Annotated in this window: 15 protein-coding genes; 4 read left to right on the forward strand and 11 right to left on the reverse strand. The window is 37.8% G+C overall.

The annotated features are described in order from the left end of the window. Positions 1–71: 71 nt before the first annotated feature. The 8 genes from RGF10_RS13825 to RGF10_RS13860 form a co-directional block, all read right to left on the reverse strand. The gene (locus RGF10_RS13825; RefSeq protein WP_318502931.1) at positions 72–896 is read right to left on the reverse strand and encodes an aldo/keto reductase; all 825 of its coding nucleotides are present in this window, start codon (positions 894–896) and stop codon (positions 72–74) included. A gap of 459 nt (positions 897–1,355) precedes the next feature. Then, on the reverse strand, positions 1,356–2,321 hold the full coding sequence (locus RGF10_RS13830) for a ribose-phosphate diphosphokinase (RefSeq protein ID WP_412176733.1): 966 nt from the start codon (positions 2,319–2,321) through the stop codon (positions 1,356–1,358). A 100-nt stretch (positions 2,322–2,421) separates the two neighbouring features. Then, a complete protein-coding gene (locus RGF10_RS13835; protein WP_318502935.1) occupies positions 2,422–2,856 on the reverse strand; it encodes an HAD hydrolase-like protein in 435 nt (144 codons plus the stop codon). Between the two features lie 88 nt (positions 2,857–2,944). Further along, positions 2,945–3,148, reverse strand: coding sequence for a hypothetical protein (locus RGF10_RS13840; RefSeq protein ID WP_318502937.1), 204 nt, complete (start codon positions 3,146–3,148; stop codon positions 2,945–2,947). Between the two features lie 218 nt (positions 3,149–3,366). Next, complete coding sequence (locus RGF10_RS13845; protein ID WP_318502939.1) at positions 3,367–4,035, reverse strand: potassium channel family protein; 669 nt, start codon at positions 4,033–4,035, stop codon at positions 3,367–3,369. 80 nt (positions 4,036–4,115) lie between these two features. Then, positions 4,116–4,700 (reverse strand): potassium channel family protein, encoded by a 585-nt coding sequence (locus RGF10_RS13850; RefSeq protein ID WP_318502941.1) that lies wholly within the window; start codon positions 4,698–4,700, stop codon positions 4,116–4,118. Between the two features lie 35 nt (positions 4,701–4,735). Further along, positions 4,736–4,984, reverse strand: a complete 249-nt coding sequence (locus tag RGF10_RS13855; protein ID WP_318502943.1) for a cation-translocating P-type ATPase C-terminal domain-containing protein — start codon at positions 4,982–4,984, stop codon at positions 4,736–4,738. Continuing rightward, the gene (locus tag RGF10_RS13860) at positions 4,950–7,547 is read right to left on the reverse strand and encodes a cation-translocating P-type ATPase (RefSeq protein WP_318502945.1); all 2,598 of its coding nucleotides are present in this window, start codon (positions 7,545–7,547) and stop codon (positions 4,950–4,952) included. Before RGF10_RS13860 ends, RGF10_RS13855 begins: the two co-directional genes overlap by 35 nt. Before the next feature lie 404 nt (positions 7,548–7,951). Here RGF10_RS13860 and RGF10_RS13865 point away from each other — a divergent pair, with 404 nt between their 5' ends. After that, positions 7,952–9,202 carry an MFS transporter gene (locus RGF10_RS13865; protein ID WP_318502947.1) on the forward strand — a complete coding sequence of 417 codons (1,251 nt, stop codon included), beginning with the start codon at positions 7,952–7,954 and terminating at the stop codon, positions 9,200–9,202. Between the two features lie 85 nt (positions 9,203–9,287). Here the strand turns inward: RGF10_RS13865 and RGF10_RS13870 are convergent, their stop codons facing one another. Next, on the reverse strand, positions 9,288–10,292 hold the full coding sequence (locus tag RGF10_RS13870) for a DUF3231 family protein (RefSeq protein ID WP_318502948.1): 1,005 nt from the start codon (positions 10,290–10,292) through the stop codon (positions 9,288–9,290). Between the two features lie 252 nt (positions 10,293–10,544). Here RGF10_RS13870 and RGF10_RS13875 point away from each other — a divergent pair, with 252 nt between their 5' ends. Both RGF10_RS13875 and RGF10_RS13880 read left to right on the forward strand, forming a co-directional pair. Next, positions 10,545–11,087 carry an NADPH-dependent FMN reductase gene (locus tag RGF10_RS13875; RefSeq protein ID WP_318502949.1) on the forward strand — a complete coding sequence of 181 codons (543 nt, stop codon included), beginning with the start codon at positions 10,545–10,547 and terminating at the stop codon, positions 11,085–11,087. A gap of 171 nt (positions 11,088–11,258) precedes the next feature. Continuing rightward, on the forward strand, positions 11,259–11,735 hold the full coding sequence (locus RGF10_RS13880) for a hypothetical protein (protein WP_318502950.1): 477 nt from the start codon (positions 11,259–11,261) through the stop codon (positions 11,733–11,735). A gap of 360 nt (positions 11,736–12,095) precedes the next feature. Here RGF10_RS13880 and gdhA read toward each other — a convergent pair whose 3' ends face one another. Beyond that, positions 12,096–13,478: an NADP-specific glutamate dehydrogenase gene (gene gdhA / locus RGF10_RS13885; protein ID WP_318509468.1), complete on the reverse strand. Its 1,383-nt coding sequence runs from the start codon at positions 13,476–13,478 to the stop codon at positions 12,096–12,098. 142 nt (positions 13,479–13,620) lie between these two features. On the opposite strand from gdhA, the gene RGF10_RS13890 reads away from it, so the two are divergent. Then, a complete protein-coding gene (locus RGF10_RS13890; protein ID WP_318502951.1) occupies positions 13,621–14,532 on the forward strand; it encodes a glutamate biosynthesis transcriptional regulator GltC in 912 nt (303 codons plus the stop codon). Positions 14,533–14,811: 279 nt separating this feature from the next. Here RGF10_RS13890 and RGF10_RS13895 read toward each other — a convergent pair whose 3' ends face one another. After that, positions 14,812–15,630 (reverse strand): hypothetical protein, encoded by an 819-nt coding sequence (locus tag RGF10_RS13895; RefSeq protein WP_318502952.1) that lies wholly within the window; start codon positions 15,628–15,630, stop codon positions 14,812–14,814. Positions 15,631–15,691 lie beyond the last annotated feature (61 nt).

Consider the following 15,691-nt stretch of genomic DNA (forward strand, 5'->3'; position numbering starts at 1 on the left):
ATTTCATACATAATCGAATAAAAAGAAAAGCCCTTCCAACGAAATGCTGGAATGAGCTTATGTTTTGTCAATTAACGTCTATTAAATTCGTTCGGATTTGGACCTCTACGTCGATTGATGTTTAATTGATTAATTTCTGCTAGTTCGTTTGAAGTAAGCTCAAAATCAAACACATTGAAGTTTTCTTCAATTCGTGACGGTGTAACTGATTTTGGAATAACGATGGAATTGTTTTGGATATGCCAGCGTAGGATGACTTGTGCTGGTGTTTTACTATGTGCAGCAGCAATCTTCACAATGACCTCATCCTTCAGTACATCTCCGCCTTGCTCCAGGGGACTCCACGCTTCAACATAAATGTTATGCTTTGCACAAAATTCCTTTAACTCGCTTTGGACAAGGTATGGGTGGCATTCAATTTGGTTTAAGACAGGTGGAACTTCACATTCCTTCAATAATCGTTCTAGATGCTCAATTTCAAAATTACAAACACCAATTGCTTTCACTCGACCTTCATGATAAAGCTTTTCCATTGCTTTATATGTATCTACATATTCATCATATTGTGGTGTTGGCCAATGAATTAAATATAAATCGACATAATCAAGACCTAATCTTTCAAGGCTTTCATCAAACGCACGCAATGTATTTTCATAGCCTTGATCACTATTCCAAACCTTTGTTGTTATAAAAAGCTCCTCGCGCGGTACAGAGGCTTCCTTGATTGCTTTTCCTACACCTTTTTCATTCTGATAGATCATAGCTGTATCGATTGACCGATAACCTACTTCAATGGCTTTCGCTACTGCAGTAGTTGCTTGGTCATCCGCTACCTGCCATACTCCATACCCTAGTTGTGGCATTCGTAATCCGTTGTTTAATGTAACAAAATTCATCTGACATTTCCTCCTTACGATTCTACCATGAATAATATCTGCGATTTCAAACTCTTTACTCAAGTATGTTATCACCCAATAGTAATCATACAAAAGATAGGGAAAAATGTTAAATATTAAGCCTTTTTCAAAACAATGTAATTAGTCGTGCGTGCGCCTAGGGCATCATCTACAAGTACGAATTTCGTAAAATTCCTCAACATAATGCATGTAGACCAGGTCTATGTGCACTAAAAATAGAAAAGACTAGTCTAGCGTGCGCATAGCCACCATCTACGAGTACGATTTTCATAAAATTCCTCTACAAAATGCACGTAGACCCGGTCTATGTGCACTAAACATAGAAAAACCTGTTCATTCGTGCACCTAGACAAAGTCTACGACTTTCGAGTTCGAATTTCCAATTATCTGGAAACTCTATCAAAAGCAAAAAGAAGCAGGAGAGTCCCTGCTTCTTATCTATCTGAAACTGTATTCGAATAGTGAGCTTACTGGTTTTTCATCATGTATCCGTTTAATTGCTTCAACAAGCAATGGAGCTGCTGATAAAGTGGTTATTTTCTCTATTACTTTCTCTTTTGGCATTTGAATTGTGTTCGTCACCACTAACTCTTTAATAGGGGAAGCTTCAATTCGGTCGACTGAACACCTGGTAAGAACAGCATGAGTTACACATGCGTATACCTCTTTTGCCCCTTCATTCATTAATGCATTAGCTGCAGTCGTTAGAGTATCTGCCGTATTGACTAAGTCATCAATAATGACGGCCGTTTTCCCTGCAACCACACCAATAACCTCAATTGTTTCCTCGCAGTCTGGTTCAGGATCTCGTTTATCAACAATAGCAATCGGAGCATGCAAATGATTCGCCATTTTTCTCGTTCTTATTACACCATTTTTATGCGGAGCGACCACCACAATATCATCCAAATTTTTATCCTCAATATAATGTGTAAGGATCGGAGCTCCAAATAATTGATCGACCGGAATGTCAAAAAATCCTTGGATTTGTGGTGAATGTAAATCAATCGTTACCACTCTTGTGGCTCCAGCGCGTTCTAATAGATTAGCGACAAGCTTTGCTGTAATCGGTTCCCTTGCACGAGCTTGTCGGTCCTGTCTGGCATAGCCAAAATAAGGAATCACCACATTAATTTCTTTGGCTGAAGCTCTTTTAAGGGCATCCAACATGATTAGAAGCTCCATCAAATGTGTATTGACTGGCTGCGATGTGGATTGGACAACATAAACGTCACAACCACGAACCGTTTCTTCAATATTGATTTGAATTTCCCCATCACTAAATTGTTTCACTGAACACTTCCCAAGCGAACAGCCTAAAAGCTCAGCCATCTCAGCAGCAAGCTCATGATTAGAATTTAATGCAAAAATCTTTAACTCTCTCTTTTCGTGAACACTCACTATTTCTCCCCCAATCAAAAAACAAACACTAATCTTTTATTCTAATCTTACTATAAGTTTCCAAGGATTAAAAGGAAGCGGAAGAAACAAGTCCCATTTCTTCCTAATGTACGTAGTTCTGAATTACTTCTGGTACTTCAAGAAGTGTGTTTAATGTAAAAAAAGCCCTTTTTGGTTCCACATTGACATCAACTTCGTTAAATTTCCATTCCGTTTCGGCGGGAATATAGATTGCATTAATTTCTTTTTCAAGAGCTGGTACAATATCTGTTCTTAGTGAATTTCCGACCATCCATGTGATTTCAGGGTCTGCATCAATGGTTTTTAATATATCAGATAAAGCAGTTGTATCCTTATGTTCAGAGATGAAAATTCGATGTTCAAAATAGGTTGTAAGCTCTAGCTGAGTTATTTTTCGACGCTGATTCGCCTCATCTCCACCAGTGTGCAAATACAATTCATGCCCTGCGTCTTTTAATTCTTCTAACGTTTCATTCATGAACGGAATAGGCTCTACCGGAATCTTAAAAACAGTCATTCCCAACTCCCTTAAATAATCGATATCAGACCGTTTCGTTTCTTTTCCAAATTGGTTGCAAAAGTATGTATACGTATCAACAAACGACTCAGGAAACCGGCTCTGAACGCAAACCGTGCTCGGAAATAGCCTCCAAGTCAATTTCGAGTTGTTTTTGTCTTATTTCTTCCCTTGTCAAATGGTCAAACCATGAGGTCATTTGGGTAGCAAACATATCCGTCACCTGGTTAAAATAACGATTACAATAGGCAAGTGTATCATCTAGATTGAACAAAATCGTTTGTTTTTCCATGATTATCCCTTCCTTCTACGATGCCTTCTTGCTTCTATTATTTTCCCAAAGGATAAAATACATAATACACTTTCCTACTTTCTTTAATGGAGAGTTAAATTTGTCTGTTGCTTTCCGCTCCAGGTGCTCCAAACAACAAAGTGCTCAAAAATCAACAAACTTCTTTAACACTGCCTTCTTAAGAAATATAGAGGAGTTCTTTTTTTACGAAAGTACTATCACACATTAGAAAAAATTTGATGGATCACTTTTTCCGATTTTTCATCGGCTAAAAGAAGGATTGAATCATTCGGTTCAATTACAGTCTCTCCGCGCGGAATGATAACATCCTTATCGTTCCTTAAAATGGCGATTAAAACACATTTAGCTGGTATATTTAAATCCTTTATTGCTTTTGACACCGCAAGCGCATTGGGATTTACAGAAATTTTCACAATCGAAAAATTACCACGATTTAATTTCATTAACGTTGTTAGATTCTCCATGTCCATTTCTTCTACAACAATATGTGCCAAAAGCTCTGATTGATTAATTGAGACATCAACGCCCATGTCATGATTATAGAGCCAAGAATTGCGAGGATTGTTTACACGTGCGACTACACGTGGAATCCCAAATTCAAACTTGGCGATAGTAGAAGAAACAAGATTTATTTCATCACTTCCTGTTACAGCTACTAGTACATCCGCATGCTCGATCCCTGCCAATTCAAGAGTGGCAGGATCTGTGCCACTACCATAAATAATTCTTTCTTTAGAAAAATCCTGGTTTAATTTTTCGATGAGAGGTTCACGATTTTCGATTATCTTGATATTCATATCATTTTCTAGTAGTAATTCAGCAATATGTGATCCAGCTTGACCTCCGCCGATGATGATAACCTCCATTATATTCTCCCCCTTATATTAAACCCAACATGGCCTTTAACTTACCTTGTGCAGAACAAGCAGCTACAATATAAAGGACATCATGTGCTTCTAATATCGTACCTGGATACTGGGATAAAGGCTTTATTGCCTCGAGCAATGCTGACAATTCTTATTTCCCCCATAAATGTAAACTCACTTACTGGATGACCAATTAATAAAGCAGGTGTTTCGATTCTAATCATTTCCACATTCCCATTTTCAGGAGACCAAACACTATCAAGCTGGTTATAGCTTAATAATTCAGATATTCGATCAATCCCCCATAAAATGGGGGATATCGTTTGAATGCCAAAACTTTGATAAATATCCGCTTTCCTTGGGTCATAGATTCTAGCAATTACACGAGGAACAAAATATCTATTTTTAGCAATACGGGCAATTAGTGCATTCGTTTCATCGTTATCAGTACAAGTAATGACTGCATCAGCCATGTTGATGTTTGCTGCCTCTAGGACTGCCTTATCAATCCCAAACCCAACAATTGTTTGTCCATGGAAAACACTGGGCAACTTCTCAAACCCATCCTCATGCCGGTCTATTATCGTTACATCATGTCCCTTCGCCTGCAATTTAATTGCTAAGCCAGCTCCCATATGACTGCATCCAACAATAATATCCTTCATCTTTTTCACCCTTTTCCACATTTTCTTTTGCCTCATTATTTATGAGCGAATCCTCTGGAAAAAGCTTTACGTATTTCTTCAATAACTAGAATAATAGGTGGAATACAGAATAGGAAAAGCCAGCTTTTCCATCCTATTTCTGCAGTACCAAATACCTCTTGTAAAATAGGAACATACATGATCATAATGAGCAGAAGAATTTCAAGCACAATCCCTAAATTTATGGTTCGATTTTTAAACAACCCTTTTTTAAATACAGATTGGATTTCTGTGCGGCAATTCATAACAGCTCCAATTTGACTGAACACAATACCTGGATAGGGTCATCGTCGTAGCTATGATGTATATTTCACTACCATCTTTAGCCCAGATTCCGTGTGAATAACCATTAATATAATTGACAAAGAAGTAGGCAAACATCGAGACTATTGATTCTAAAATTCCATACCAACAGAAGGCTTTTAACATAATCCTTTTATTTAATAAAGGCTCCTTCAAATTTCTTGGCGGCTTGTTCATAATTCCTTTTTCCGGTTCTTCAGATCCTAATCCTAATGCAGGAATTAAATCAGTACCAAGGTCAATAAATAAAATCTGCATAATGGTTAATGGCAAAGGGATCGCCCCTTTTGACAATAAGAAAAAGGCTGACGGCACTGCTTCTGGAACATTACTATTTAAAATGTACAGTAAGAATTTGCGAATATTGTTATATACGGCGCGACCTTGTTCCACTGCGTGAACGATTGAAGCAAAATTATCATCAGTTAAAATCATGTCGGCAGCTTCTTTTGCTACGTCCGTTCCAGCAATCCCCATTGCAACACCAATATCGGCTTTCTTTAAAGCCGGTGCATCATTCACACCGTCACCCGTAACCGCGACGATTTCTCCCATTTGCTGTAAATTATTAACCACTCGGTACTTTTGTTCGGGAGCAACCCGCGCAAAAATGATATCCTCTTTTAATGCCGTCTTTAACTCATCATCAGACATATTTTCTAATTCTACTCCGGATATCACACGTGGATGGTCGCTTTTGACAATCCCAATTCTTTTGGCAATGCTTTCGGCTGTTAATCCGTAATCTCCTGTAATCATGACAATTCGAATTCCTGCCTTATGAGCTTCGGCTACAGCATCGGTTACCTCAGGACGAGGAGGATCGGCCATGACAACTAAACCAACAAAGGTCAGCTTTTGTTCGATATTTTCTGGTAAATATGAGCTTAAATTAGCCGGGATATCATTGTCATCTTTTCCAATATAACGAACAGCGATTGCTAAAACACGCAAACCTAAACGTGCATAATCATCATTAGCCGCGATTGCATTATTTCGAATAGTATCTGACATTGGTTCAACTGTTCCATTAACATATACTGTATCGCATAAATCGATTAATTCCTTAGGTGCCCCTTTGGTAAAAGCAACGCGATTTTTTCCATTTATGTGCTCCTCTAATTGATGGATGGTCGTCATTCTTTTCCGTCTAGAATCAAAGTGTAATTCACGAATTCTCGGAAGTGCTTTTTGTAAGTCTTCAACGCGTAGCCCTGCCTTTTCCGCAACCACCCCTAAACACGCTTCTGTAGGGTCACCAAGTACGGTATAGCGTGAATTTTCTTCATTTGGTGGAACAATTCTTGCGTTACTACAAAGACTGGCAGCTGTTAAAATTAATTTTAATGCCTCATTGGACTCGATTGAAATGAACTGACCATTATCAACCATGTTCCCTTCCGGTGCATATCCAGTACCAGTGACTTCAATTTCACGGTCCGGTAACCAAATATGGTTGACGGTCATTTCATTCTGGGTTAATGTCCCTGTTTTGTCCGTACAAATAACGGATGTACATCCCAGTGTTTCGACTGATGATAGATTTTTTACTAAGGCATTTTTCTTTGCCATTCGTTGCACACCCTGTGCTAACGCAAGCGTGACAGTCGGTGATAATCCCTCAGGAATAAAGGCTACAATCATACCAAGGGCGAATATAAACGATTCTGCAATCGGATCTTTTACAAAGAAAATAGCTAATAAAAAGAAGGCCACACCAAATGTAAGAGCAATAATTGAAATTTGTTTTGTCAACCGATTCAGTTCTTTTTGTAAAGGGCTCAATTCTTCCACAACATTTTGGGTCAATCTTGCAATTTTCCCAAATTCGGTTTCCATTCCCGTTTTGATCACAACAGCTAGTCCTGAACCACTGGAAACCGTGCTTCCTGTGAAAATCAAATTAGAAGTTTCAAAGCTTGTTAAATCCTCGCGCTGGATCGCATCAGAAAATTTTCGAACCGGGTTTGATTCACCAGTCAGAGTCGATTGATTCAGCTGTAAATCACTAGCATGTATCAGCCTAGCATCGGCAGAAATTTTATCGCCTTCTTCAACCAGCATCACATCACCTGGAACAATATCATCAGCAAGAATTTGTGCCTCTTGTCCATCCCGAAGGACCCGAGCATAGGAAGAAAGCATTCCTTTTAATGCTTCCGTTGCTTTACTTGCGCGAAATTCTTGAATAAAGCTAAATATGCCATTAATTATATTGACACAAAACACAGCAATACCAAGTTGGGGCATCTTTGCTATAAACGCAAGCGAACCACTAATCCATAAAAGAATGGCCATCATACTTGTGAAATGAGCTAAAAATTTTATATACAGAGGTTTTCCTCTTTTTTCTTTAATTGTATTTTTTCCGTACTGTACAAGTCTTTTTGCAGCTTCTTTAGTCGATAAGCCTCCTTCACTTATATGAAAATGTTCAAAGACTTCACTTGGATTTAATTTAGAAATCGCTGATTCATTCTCTTCGAATTTCATTTTCGCATCCATTTTAAAGTTCCTCCGTATAATAACGTTTTACGAACTCATGAACTTTCTATTAAAATGCTAAACTTATAAACACATCTAAAGTGGTTGGGTAAACATTTGAGTAGATGCAGCCGCAATGCCTGAGGCAGCGTCTGCATTCGCAAGAAGTTATTTATGAGGATAAAAAGAGAGTATTGTTAATTTAATATTACTCCCGTTTTTTGTGAGTGTAAATTTTTAATTGTAGGAATTTTCCTTATTCTTCAATAGATGCTTTAGGTTCAAATTATGTATGTTAACCAACATATTTTTTCCCTGAATGAATCTTAATTCATTCATAGGTGATGAAACTTGTTCCAACATTCTGTACAATAGAGCAACAAGCTTTTTTACTATTTTCGTAGGATGTTCAAAGGGGTGAAGACTTGAAACGAATTCATTACAGTTGGATTATATTAATGATTACATTCTTTTCCATTATTGCAGCAGGCATCGTTCGATCATCATCAGGCGTATTTATTGTCCCGTTTGAGAATGAGTTCGGTTGGGACCGATCGACCATCTCCTTCGCCTTTGCGACGAGCTTATTTCTCTATGGAATTTCCGGACCGTTTATGGCTGCACTAATCGAGGCCATCGGTTTAAAGAAAATGATGATCCTTGCGATGACAACACTAGTAGTTGGTGTTTTACTTACATTTATAATGGAAAAACCTTGGCAATTGCTTTTGATTTGGGGAATTATCATCGGCTTAGGCTCTGGGCTTTTTTTAACGGTGTTAAGCCCCTATATTGCAAATCGTTGGTTTGAAAAGCGGAGAGGATTAGCGGTGGGCATTTTAACTGCCAGTACTGCCACTGGACAATTAATCCTACTGCCAGTACTAGCAATCATTATTGAATCCCATTCTTGGAAGTGGGCAATGGGACTTATTTTAATTCTAAGTACCATAATGTTAGTGATTATATTACTTTTTATGAAAAACTCACCTGGTGAGATCGGTATTCTTCCATATGGACAGGAAGAAGCAAAACAGATACAACAAATTGCCCCAAAGAAAAATCCAATAATAATCGCTTTTCAAACATTATTTGAAGCGGTAAAAGTGAAGGAGTTTTGGTTGCTTGCTGGGAGCTTCTTTATTTGCGGGTTATCGACGAGCGGATTAATCGGAACTCATTTCATTTCCTATTGTATCGGCTTCGGTTTTACAGCTGTGACAGCAGCATCGATGCTTTCTTTTATGGGAGTCTTTGATTTAATTGGCACTACTCTTTCCGGCTGGTTATCTGATCGCTTCGATAATCGCTGGTTATTGTTTTGGTATTACAGTTTAAGAGGAGCCTCGCTTGTCTTTCTTCCATTTGCACTAGATAATGGTTCACTAATGTTCCTCATTATTTTTTCTGTGTTTTATGGCTTAGATTGGATTGCAACAGTCCCACCTACGATCAACATATCGAGGCAGGTATTTGGAATCGAGAAAAGCGTGGTCGTCTATGGCTGGATCTTTGCCGCACATCAAGCTGGTTCTGCTGTCGCTGCGGGCGGCGCAGGAATCATCTACAAAGTGTTCAACTCGTACACATGGGCATTTGTATTAGCAGGGGGTTTTTGTTTATTGGCTAGCCTATTTGTCATTGTTCTTAAAAAACAAAAAATTGTATTAGAATAAACATGCTGCCAACTCGGTAAAAAAGCTATCCCTTTCAACAGTAGATAGCTTTTCTGTTCTTATTAATATCCCGGTAATTTGGCTACTACATTTCCTTTGCCATTTCAGTTCTATTAGGAGCAAGCGGCGGCTGTTCTAGCCATTTATTTTCGACCATTAGACTAAACCATTTCTTTGTTAACATAAGGTTTTTCAGAATCGTTCCCTCATAAGCTGCTACAAGATCGGTTCTCATTGAAGATGCTAGTCCTGCCCCATGATAGTTTTGAGCAGCTTGGACCAAGAAACCGATATGATACACCATTAATTTATCCGAAAAGGGAGAATCCGTTGAAGTTGTCACTTCTGTTTCCCAAGATTTCGGAACAGGCAAGTTATCATTTTGCATAATTTTTGCAAAGGTTTTTATTTGTTGATCTGACGTTTTTTCGGAATCCGTTAAGAATTCCCTTACTTCTTTTGAGTATGCTACTTGACTGAAAGCAATTGAAAGCGTTTTGGCCATAATGCTTTTTTTAATATTGAAAGAGATCGTAATGATTTCTGTTGCAGCTAATTTTCTCCCCTTTCCAAAAAATCCATCTGAGAAGTCTTTACTTGAAATATATTCAGGGTGTTCAGATGGATAGAATAAAGGGTCTCTTTGAAAACTTCCTTTCTCGAGCAGTAGATCAATTGTTTGATTATACATCTTTTTCGCATCGTTATCACATGAATCATAAAAATCCCTTAGATCTTTTCTGACAGATACAGAAAATGCTGTACTGTGGCCAAGCAACCCATGCAGTGTCATAATATGTAAATAATTCAGACAAAAGATATCCGTAAACAATCTTGGTTTACCTTGAAACAGGTCCGATTCATTAAATCCAATTGGTACTGGAAATCCCTCTTTCTCTATAAAGGATATGATTTGTTTCTTATGATTATCGAATATTTGAATAGCTTCCTCAAAAATGGCTTTAATTTGCTTGTCTTCAATAATTGTAACCATGTACCTATTTACCGCATCCGTCATTGTCCCGTTCATAAACTCTCCCCATAATGTGCCTATTTCGGAGGAAGTTAGTTTTAAATTATTCACTTCCACAAAATCACCTCAATCGTATTTTAAATATTTGTTTCACTATCCAAGAAATTACAAATATTCTTTACCTTTGATATGAATTTAGTCTTTCCTATTTAAATTAATTCATTTATTTTATTCGTGAATATCATAATTTTATTGAAGGAACACTTGGTTTTACTACTTGTAAAAAGGAAGTAAGCATTTCAGAATGAATATTCCAATTCAAATGGTACAATACAGAAAGAATATTCAAAAAACGGGAGGTTTTTAATCATGAACATATTTGCAATCGTTGGAAGTTTAAGAAAAGAGTCTTATAATATGCAACTCGCAAAAACATTACAGGAACGGTACAAGAACAAATTAAATATTGAAATCGCCGATATCCGTTCACTTCCACATTTTGACCAAGATGAAGAAAATTATCCACCCCAAGCCGTTAAAGATTTTAAACAGGCCATTGCAGATGCAGATGGAGTGATAATTGTTACTCCAGAATTCAATTGGTCTGTTCCAGGAGTTCTGAAAAACGCAATTGATTGGGCTTCTCGGGTAGATAAGGTGTTTATTGGAAAGCCGGTCATGACTATTGGCGCTACTCCTGGAATGCTTGGCACTGTAAGGGCGCAAATGCATTTACGCGAAATTCTGGCATCCCCTGGTGTTCAAGCTAGAATTCTTCCACCTGGTGGAAACGAAGTATTGATTAATTTTGTTAATCAGAAGGTTGATGAACAAACAGGTCAACTTGTAGATGAAGCAACTCTTGGATTCTTAGATGAAAAAATTGGGAAATTTATTGAATTTGTTGGGTGAACGAAAACGTTTTGATAAAAATGGAGCGAATTTATAGTAAATATGAGTCCTCAGCTTTTTGGTTGGTCTCATTATATGGGTATGTGCACATTTTTTGATGAACAAGTTGATAGGTAAATGGCTTAGGAATATGATGCTTTGAGATTAAAAAAGCAAAGGAGCCTAAATTTCATGTTCCCTAATCATTTCCATCCTTATCTTTATCATCCATATGGTTACGAAGCTTATCCTACCTTACCAATGTATGAAGAAATTGATTTTCCTGAATTATATGATGAAAGAATTTTCGGAGGAGGATTTCCACCTCCGTTTTCACAACCTGGTCAGGGTCCTGTTGGTGGTCCGCCATTTGCACCACCAGGTCAAGGTACTGTTGGTGGTCAACCAACTGCACCACCGCCTTCTGGACCGCCACCATCATTTGTCCCAACACAAACACAACAAGCTCAAGCCTTTGCAGTTGATCCTGGTGGGATTAGAAGATGTTTGTTCAGATACACGTATGTATGGCTTAGAGGATTTCAGCAATTTTGGTTTTATCCAACCTTTGTTGGCCGAAATTCTGTCTCCGGATATCGCTGGACAGGATTTAGATGGGTGTATTTTGGTATAAGCTTACGACAAATTCAATCTTATACTTGTGTTTAAAAAATAATTACAAGTTTCCCACAAACAACCCAAAAAGCAGTGTGAATTCAAACGGAATCACACTGCTTTATCTTATTTATTGGTTTTCTTCAACTACCGGGTGACTGGTTCAACAAGAGTGACGTCGCCTATTGCTGTACATACGGACATTCGTTCCGTTAAATTGACAAAAAGTGTTGTTTTAAATGGCTATCCGGACAATGGATTCCTGATTCGTGAATAAGTCAGCATGATTTATTTGTTTTTATTTAAATAAGACACCCCATGTCCGATTAGAGTAGTAAAAAGGGAAATAAATCAAAAATAAGGTCCCATATGTCCGCTAAAAAGTTCGTTTCTCATCATGACTTAATAATAGGTTTAAATTATACCTTGTTCGACCATAGCATCCGCTACTTTTAAAAATCCAGCAATATTCGCACCAATCACAAGATTTCCTGGCACCTCATAATCGTCTGATGCTTGCATGCTCTTTCGATAAATATCCTTCATAATATTTTGTAATCTCGAATCTACCTCTTCTAGTGTCCACGCAAGTCTGGCGCTATTTTGTGCCATTTCTAATGCAGAAACTGCAACCCCACCTGCATTAGCTGCTTTGGCAGGAGCAAACAAAACATGCTTTTTGATAAATGTTTCGACTGCTTCTTGGGTAGAAGGCATATTTGCCCCTTCACCCACTGCAATTACACCATTGGAAATTAGAATTTCTGCTGCTTCCTTATTTAACTCATTTTGCGTTGCACAAGGTAAAGCTATATCGCACGGAATGGACCAGATGCCTGTACATCCTTCTTGATAAATCGCATGCGGATGTTCTTTAATATATTCGCAAATTCTTTCATTACCTACTTCTTTTAATTTTTTTACTGTATCTAGGTTTATTCCATTACAATCATAAACATAGCCACTTGAATCACTACAAGCGACCACTTTTGCACCAAACTGCATCGCTTTTTCCATCGCATAAATCGAAACATTACCTGAACCTGATACTACAACAGTATTTCCACTAAAGCTTAATCCCTGACTTTTTAACATTTCATCGACAAAGTATATTAACCCATACCCAGTTGCTTCTTTCCTACCTAAGCTACCTCCATACCCAATGCCTTTTCCAGTCAGGACACCTGCTTCATAGGCGCCTTTTAATTTTTTATACTGCCCGAACATAAAACCGATTTCTCTTGCTCCAACTCCGATATCACCAGCAGGAACGTCAATATCTGGTCCGATATGTCTGCTAAGCTCAGTCATAAAGCTTTGACAAAAGCGCATAATTTCTAAATCAGATTTACCTTTTGGATCAAAATCAGAACCGCCTTTTCCTCCGCCAATTGGCTGCCCTGTTAATGAGTTTTTAAAGATTTGTTCAAACCCAAGAAATTTTATAATGCTTGCATTTACCGATGGATGAAATCTTAGTCCACCCTTATACGGTCCAATCGCACTACTAAATTGAACACGAAAGCCCCGATTCACTTTTACGTTTCCGTTATCATCTACCCACGGAACTCTAAATGTAATCAAACGCTCTGGTTCAATCATTCTTTCAAGGACTCCGAGTTTAATATAGTTCGGATTTTTCACAAGAACAGGTACTAAAGATTCAAGTACTTCTTTAACCGCCTGCTGGAATTCCCATTCATTTGGGTTACGCATTTGAACACTCTCAAATAAACGATTGACGTAATTTTTGACGATTTGTGTTTGACTCTCTTCTACTTTTTCCAGCACTTTCATCACTTTCAGCCCCTAATGTATATAAAGTTGATATTGCCTTTTCATAAATGTGTTTTCATTTTATAATTTAATAATTAATAGTTTCAATATTCATTTCCGATGAAATCAATGCATTTGACGCATAAGACGGAGTGGTTAAAAAATGGAAACAAGACAAATCCAATATTTCTTAGAAGTGGCAAAAAGAGAGCATGTAACAGAGGCAGCAGATTCCTTACACGTAGCTCAATCTTCCGTTAGCAGACAAATATTAAATTTAGAAAACGAATTAGGTGTGGAACTGTTTATCCGAGAGGGAAGAAGCGTAAAGTTAACCCCGTTAGGCAGAATTTTCTTTGAGCGGATGAAGCAAGTGTGGAACTTGATGGAGGATGCAAAGAGAGAAGTTGAAGAATCGTTAAATCCTGAAAAAGGGACCGTTCGGATTGCATTCCCGATTAGTTTAGCAGCTTACACCGTACCTTCTATTATATATGCATTTCGAACTCGGTACCCTGAAGCCAAATTTCAAATGAGTAACGCACTTTATCATGATTTGATTGAAGGTGTTATAACTGGGGAATTCAATTTGGCTATGATTGCACCTATGCCCAATCTGGAAAAAGAGAAAAAAATAACAGGAGCCACTCTTTTCACTGAAAACATTGTGGCACTCATCCCTATTCATCACCCATTGGCAGATCGGGAATCGGTTAGGCTACGGGACTTAAGGGATGACCCATTCTGTGTTCTGCCTGAAGGGTTTGTTTTCCGCGATCAAGTGGTTGAAGCATGTCTTCATGCTAACTTTTCACCACAAATTGCATTAGAAGGAAAAGATATTGATGCTCTAAAAGGCTTGGTCTCTGCAGGTTTAGGTGTAGCATTAATGCCAGAAATGACCTTGGTAGATAACACGCCTCGATCTACCGTCATCCTACCATTAACTGATGCGAATCTTACACGGAATGTCGGTGTCATCTACCCTACCCAACGAAAACTGCTCCCAACCGAAGCATTGTTTTATGATTTCCTGCTTGAGACGTATGAACGATTGAATGAATTTAAAAAATAAAAAAAGGATATTTGGTTTTAGCATAGGCTTTAGTTAGTTAATAGGAAGGATGCGGACAATTATTCAACTCGATTGAAGAGTTTTGTCCGCAAGAGACAGTGTTGCGGACAGTTCTCGGACTCTGATGTAGCGTTTTGTCCGTAAGCTTAACTGTTGCGGACAGTTCTTCAGCTCGATTGCAGCGTTTTGTCCGTAAGCTTCTCCGTTGCGGACAGTTCTCCGGTTCTGATCCTGCGTTTTGGCCGTAAACTCGGTGTTGCAGGCATACTTAATATTCAATCAACGATTAGTGCTGAAATATTTTACAAATAACATAGGTATAAGGAATGTACTGAAGCTAAGTATAGATTCTAAGATGATATGATCCGTCTGAACAATACCAACAGATTTTAATGAAGCATCAAAAATTAGAAAGGAAATAGACGATAAGAAATACCAAAAGTTGTGCGCCTCAAAAATGATTAAAATAGAAACAATCATTCCAAACAGGATTCCTATCGGGCTTGTAATCGTTGTGCTTTGACGTGTTAATTGTGTAATCCATTCCACATGGATTGTTCTTAATTTTAAGACAGCATATAAAATAACGTTTAATTGAGTGAATATGGTATAGAAGGCGGAGACTAAAGTAAGAAAGGAAAGCAACTTTTTAGGCCTTTGTTCTAATTTTCCCCACCACGTTTTCATCATCGGAAAAAACGGAACAAGTAACACAAAGGTAAACCACTCTTTCCACCAATGTCCCTTAAAAATCTCCAAGTATCTAAATAAGAATTCTATCCCTGTAAAGAAAGCAGCAAGTACAACACTCCAATACCATTTGCATTGAAAAGCAATGTACAAAATTGAAAAAGATGGGATTATTTGTGCATTTATCAAAGCGCCAATATGTGTATCATATTTTCCCTTTATGATTCCGGGATAATACGTATATGCGTTTCCCCATGAATAAACAATATAATCGAAAAATAAAACTGCTCCAGAAACGGCAAAATAGTGCAATAGTAATAATTTATTTGGATTTTTCCAGTATGCTAAACCAACCACCAATATTGATAAGATTATTAAAGTTAAATAACACCAAGCCCCAACACCCACTCAATATTCCTCCGATGTCTTGGTTTGTATTTTTGGAAAAAAAATTTCATTTAAAGAGTTT

The organism is Bacillus sp. T3 (assembly GCF_033449965.1).
In the GTDB taxonomy this organism is placed as follows: Bacteria; Bacillota; Bacilli; order Bacillales; family Cytobacillaceae; genus Bacillus_BU.

What these genes read in the sequence shown, in the direction of transcription:
- RGF10_RS13825 (WP_318502931.1), bottom strand. Translation starts at nt 896, where the DNA reads ATGAATTTTGTTACATTAAACAACGGATTACGAATGCCACAACTAGGG.
- RGF10_RS13850 (WP_318502941.1), bottom strand. Translation starts at nt 4,700, where the DNA reads ATGAAGGATATTATTGTTGGATGCAGTCATATGGGAGCTGGCTTAGCA.
- RGF10_RS13890 (WP_318502951.1), top strand. Translation starts at nt 13,621, where the DNA reads ATGGAAACAAGACAAATCCAATATTTCTTAGAAGTGGCAAAAAGAGAG.
- gdhA (WP_318509468.1), bottom strand. Translation starts at nt 13,478, where the DNA reads ATGAAAGTGCTGGAAAAAGTAGAAGAGAGTCAAACACAAATCGTCAAA.
- RGF10_RS13845 (WP_318502939.1), bottom strand. Translation starts at nt 4,035, where the DNA reads ATGGAGGTTATCATCATCGGCGGAGGTCAAGCTGGATCACATATTGCT.
- RGF10_RS13835 (WP_318502935.1), bottom strand. Translation starts at nt 2,856, where the DNA reads ATGACTGTTTTTAAGATTCCGGTAGAGCCTATTCCGTTCATGAATGAA.
- RGF10_RS13860 (WP_318502945.1), bottom strand. Translation starts at nt 7,547, where the DNA reads ATGGATGCGAAAATGAAATTCGAAGAGAATGAATCAGCGATTTCTAAA.
- RGF10_RS13880 (WP_318502950.1), top strand. Translation starts at nt 11,259, where the DNA reads ATGTTCCCTAATCATTTCCATCCTTATCTTTATCATCCATATGGTTAC.
- RGF10_RS13855 (WP_318502943.1), bottom strand. Translation starts at nt 4,984, where the DNA reads ATGAATTGCCGCACAGAAATCCAATCTGTATTTAAAAAAGGGTTGTTT.
- RGF10_RS13840 (WP_318502937.1), bottom strand. Translation starts at nt 3,148, where the DNA reads ATGGAAAAACAAACGATTTTGTTCAATCTAGATGATACACTTGCCTAT.
- RGF10_RS13875 (WP_318502949.1), top strand. Translation starts at nt 10,545, where the DNA reads ATGAACATATTTGCAATCGTTGGAAGTTTAAGAAAAGAGTCTTATAAT.